The sequence below is a fragment of the Pseudomonas sp. P5_B2 genome (genome assembly GCF_056400445.1).
Window position 1 is genome coordinate 1 of record NZ_JBFULH010000431.1, and the last position, 3,565, is coordinate 3,565.

Consider the following 3,565-nt stretch of genomic DNA (forward strand, 5'->3'; position numbering starts at 1 on the left):
GGCGGGGTCAAGCGGGCTTAGGCTGGACGATAGTTGTCGTTGCGCTCAGCCTCGCCGCCTGGTTCGAAATGCTGGTGGTCATGGGTGACATGGATGAGGGGCCAGGAACCCCGCTACACGGCTTACCCGCCTACCTTATTGGTTGGGTTGTCATGTTGACGGCAATGATGCTGCCGTCAGAACTCAACTACATTGCGGCGTTTGCCGCCATGCTGAAGTCCCGCGGAGGAAAATCACTTGCACGAACGCGGCGCATGGCTTGCTTTATAGCGGGCTATGGCGTCGCCTGGATCGGCTACGGTTTGGCGGCCTATCTGCTGGACTATGCGATTCGTGCCCTCAACCTCGAGTTTCTTGCGTGGTACAGCGCTGGTCCCTATTGGGCTGGCGCTGTTTTGATTATCGCGGGAATCTTCCAGGTCTCGGCCTTGAAAAATGTTTGCCTTACGGGATGCCGTTCGCCGCTGTCTTTTTTCGCTCAATATTGGCGAGGGGGCGATTTCGGGGCTGTTCTGATGGGCGCGCGACACGGCATGGTCTGTGTGGGCTGCTGCTGGGCAATGATGGCGGTGATGTTCGCTGTCGGCGTCATGAGTCCTATCTGGATGGCATTGCTGACCCTGTTGATGTTCGCTGAAAAGGTACTGCCCAGTGGGCATAAGCTCGCGATTCCAATCGCCGTGTTCCTCGGAGCCATGGGGATTTGGATGGCGCTGTCACCCGACACAGTTCCGTTTCTGAAAAACCCTATGACAGGCACCATATGCAAGCCGCATGTGCACTGACTTACGGAGAGAAGTCGTTTTCAGTAATGGGGACGGCGGCATTTTATGCCGCCGCCCTAGTCTTTTGCCCATCGCAGCGAACTACGCCATCTCGCCATTGGGCGAGAAGCGTTGTGCATACTCCTTCGGGCTCACGCCAATCCGCCGCACGAACGCTTTTCTCAGGACATCCACGCTGTGGTAGCCACTCCGCCGCGCGACCTCTTCCATAGACCGTCCACCCAGTTCAATCGAGCGACAGGCAGCTTCTATTCGTACGTCCTCGACATACTTCGCCGGCGTGGTCTGCAACTCTCGTTGGAACAAGCGGATTAACGTCCTGACGCTGGTGGAGAACTTGTCCGCGAGTATTTCTACTGTCAGGTCCGAGTGCAGGTGTTCCGCAATCCACAGGCACAACTCATCCAGATTGGAACCAGGAACATGCTGTGATTGAAGAGCAACGCTGAACTGCGCCTGCCCGCCAGGACGCCGCAGAAAGAGGACAAGATTTTTCGCGATCTCCATAGCCACTTCATCGCCCAAATCTTCGCTGACCAACGCAAGCGCAAGATCGATGCCGGCGGAAATACCGGCTGACGTGTAGACGTTGCCGTCCTTGACCCAGATCGGATTAGGATCGACCTGCACCTGGGGGTAGCTATCGGCCAGGCTTCGCGCCATACGCCAATGAGTCGTTGCCCTGCGACCATCCAAAAGTCCTGTCTCAGCCAGAGCGAACGCCCCGACACAGATCGAACACACCCGCCGAACACTCTCGGACTTTGTTCTTATCCAATTGATAGCGGACTCGTCCACCTGCTCCCGAGCTTTCCAGCCCGACGTCACGATCAACGTGTCAATTGCTTCGTTGTCACTACGTTCTTGGTCAAGCGTCTTGTGTGCCATCAGCGCGATGCCCGTGCTGCTCTCCAGGTGCTCGTTGGCGCCTGCAGCGACCAGCTCGAGTAGATAGGGTGCGGTGTCACCGCGATGCAACCGATTAGCAAAGGCAAACACCTCAGCTGGGCCGGTCACATCGAGCGAGTCCACTGGAGGCAACCCCAAAATCACCACTCGCTTTTGCTTGGCACTGATAAGCGGATGGCTTGCTTTCGTTGACTTGCTCACGGCTATCTCCCCACACATACGAGATAAGCATATTGGCACAAAAAGACCGAAAATAGTCAATTACGCCAAGCAAAAATACCTAGACTGAACTTCAACCCGATTCAACGCTGAGGAAGCAATCATGAGTACACCAATCATCATCGGTGGCTTCAGTGCTCCAGACTCTGAACTCGCCCGTAAAGCGTCTGCCCTCGTCGAGCGCGTCCACTCAAAGGCGCTTTTGCACCACGTGCACCGGACATGGTGGTTTGCCGAATTCCTGGGCCAACAACGTGGTCTGAAATACGACCGCGAGACGGTTTACCTCGCCGCGCTTTTACACGATCTGGGACTGACAAACGAATTCTCTGCCGACCAACGCTTTGAAGTCGACGGCGCAGATGCCGCTAGCCGCTTCCTGCTTGAGAACGGTTATTCGAAGTCGAAAACTGAACTCGTGTGGGATGCAATCGCGCTTCACTCGAGTGCTGGCATCGCCGACCGCAAACAGCCGGAGATTGCCCTCATTTACCTCGGCGCCCATGTCGACGTTATGGGGCTGAACATTGAGCAGATCACGCCTTCGCTGATCGAAGATGCCCTCGCACTCTACCCTCGTATCGGGATGAAGGCCGCCTTTACCGAGGCAGTTGCCGAAGTCGCCCGGAAAAAACCTTTTACTGCCATCGGCACCGGGCTCGCTGACGTCGGACGTCGCCACATCCATGGTTTCGATTGCCCGAACGTGTGCGACCTGATTGATAACGCCCCCTTCGACAGCTGACAAACGACGTTGCGCAGCAGAACGCTCTACGACACTTCAGTCTTGATAAGACCTGACGCAGTGTCCTCCGCCGAGCAACGTGCGTATCACCAACACCGGAGAATTTATCATGCAGCAACGTAAGTATCTCGTCACCGGGGCCACCGGGAAAACAGGCGTGTATACCATTCGTTATCTCCTCAACGGAGGGCACGCGGTACGAGCTTTCGTTCACAAAGAAGACGAACGTAGCGAAGCACTAAAGAATGAGGGCGCCGAAATATTTGTTGGCGATCTCTTGGAGCATGACGACATCATCCGGGCGATGGATGGGATCACAGGTGCTTATTTGTGTTACCCCGTTCGGCCAGGCTACATCCAGGCGACTGCCTACTTTGCAGATGCTGCTAAACGAGCGGGCGTCGAGGTCGTCGTGGAAATGTCGCAGATTTCTGCTCGTGAAGACTCGTTGAGCCACGCGGCCCGCGACCATTGGATTGCCGAGCGCATTTTCGACTGGTCTGGTGTGCCGACCGTCCATATCCGCCCGACGTTCTTTGCTGAATGGCTGATCTTCCCGTGGGTCCTTGATCAGATCGTTAAAGAAGACAAGATCACGCTGCCATATGGTGGTGGAAGACACGCGCCGATTGCCGCTGAAGATCAAGCTCGATTTATCGCCACCGTTCTCACGCAGCCTTCTGGTCATATCGGAAAGACCTACCCACTTTATGGCCCGGTCGAACTGGACCACGAAGAAATTGCCGATGAGATCAGCAGCGTTGTAGGCCGAACTATCACCTACAGCCCATCGACCATCGAAGAATATAGCAAGCACTTGGAGACCTACAATCTGCCGGACTTTTTGATCCAGCATTTCCTTGCCGTTGCTATCGACTACCAGAACGGAATTTTTGCTGGTGAAGAT

At 55.5% G+C, this 3,565-nt stretch carries 4 protein-coding genes; 3 read left to right on the forward strand and 1 reads right to left on the reverse strand.

The window, feature by feature from the left end; genetic code table 11:
• Positions 1 to 785: DUF2182 domain-containing protein (locus AC1DRJ_RS21850; protein ID WP_477803973.1), on the forward strand; the 785-nt coding region annotated here is incomplete at its 5' end.
• Positions 786 to 866: 81 nt separating this feature from the next.
• Here the strand turns inward: AC1DRJ_RS21850 and AC1DRJ_RS21855 are convergent.
• Positions 867 to 1,913 (reverse strand): GlxA family transcriptional regulator, encoded by a 1,047-nt coding sequence (locus tag AC1DRJ_RS21855; RefSeq protein WP_427544555.1) that lies wholly within the window; start codon positions 1,911 to 1,913, stop codon positions 867 to 869.
• Positions 1,914 to 2,016: 103 nt separating this feature from the next.
• Between AC1DRJ_RS21855 and AC1DRJ_RS21860 the strand changes: the two genes are divergently transcribed.
• Together AC1DRJ_RS21860 and AC1DRJ_RS21865 are read left to right on the forward strand one after the other, a co-directional pair.
• On the forward strand, positions 2,017 to 2,658 hold the full coding sequence (locus AC1DRJ_RS21860; protein ID WP_024777177.1) for an HD domain-containing protein: 642 nt from the start codon (positions 2,017 to 2,019) through the stop codon (positions 2,656 to 2,658).
• Between the two features lie 109 nt (positions 2,659 to 2,767).
• On the forward strand, positions 2,768 to 3,565 hold a 798-nt coding region (locus AC1DRJ_RS21865), incomplete at its 3' end, for an NmrA family NAD(P)-binding protein (protein WP_477803974.1).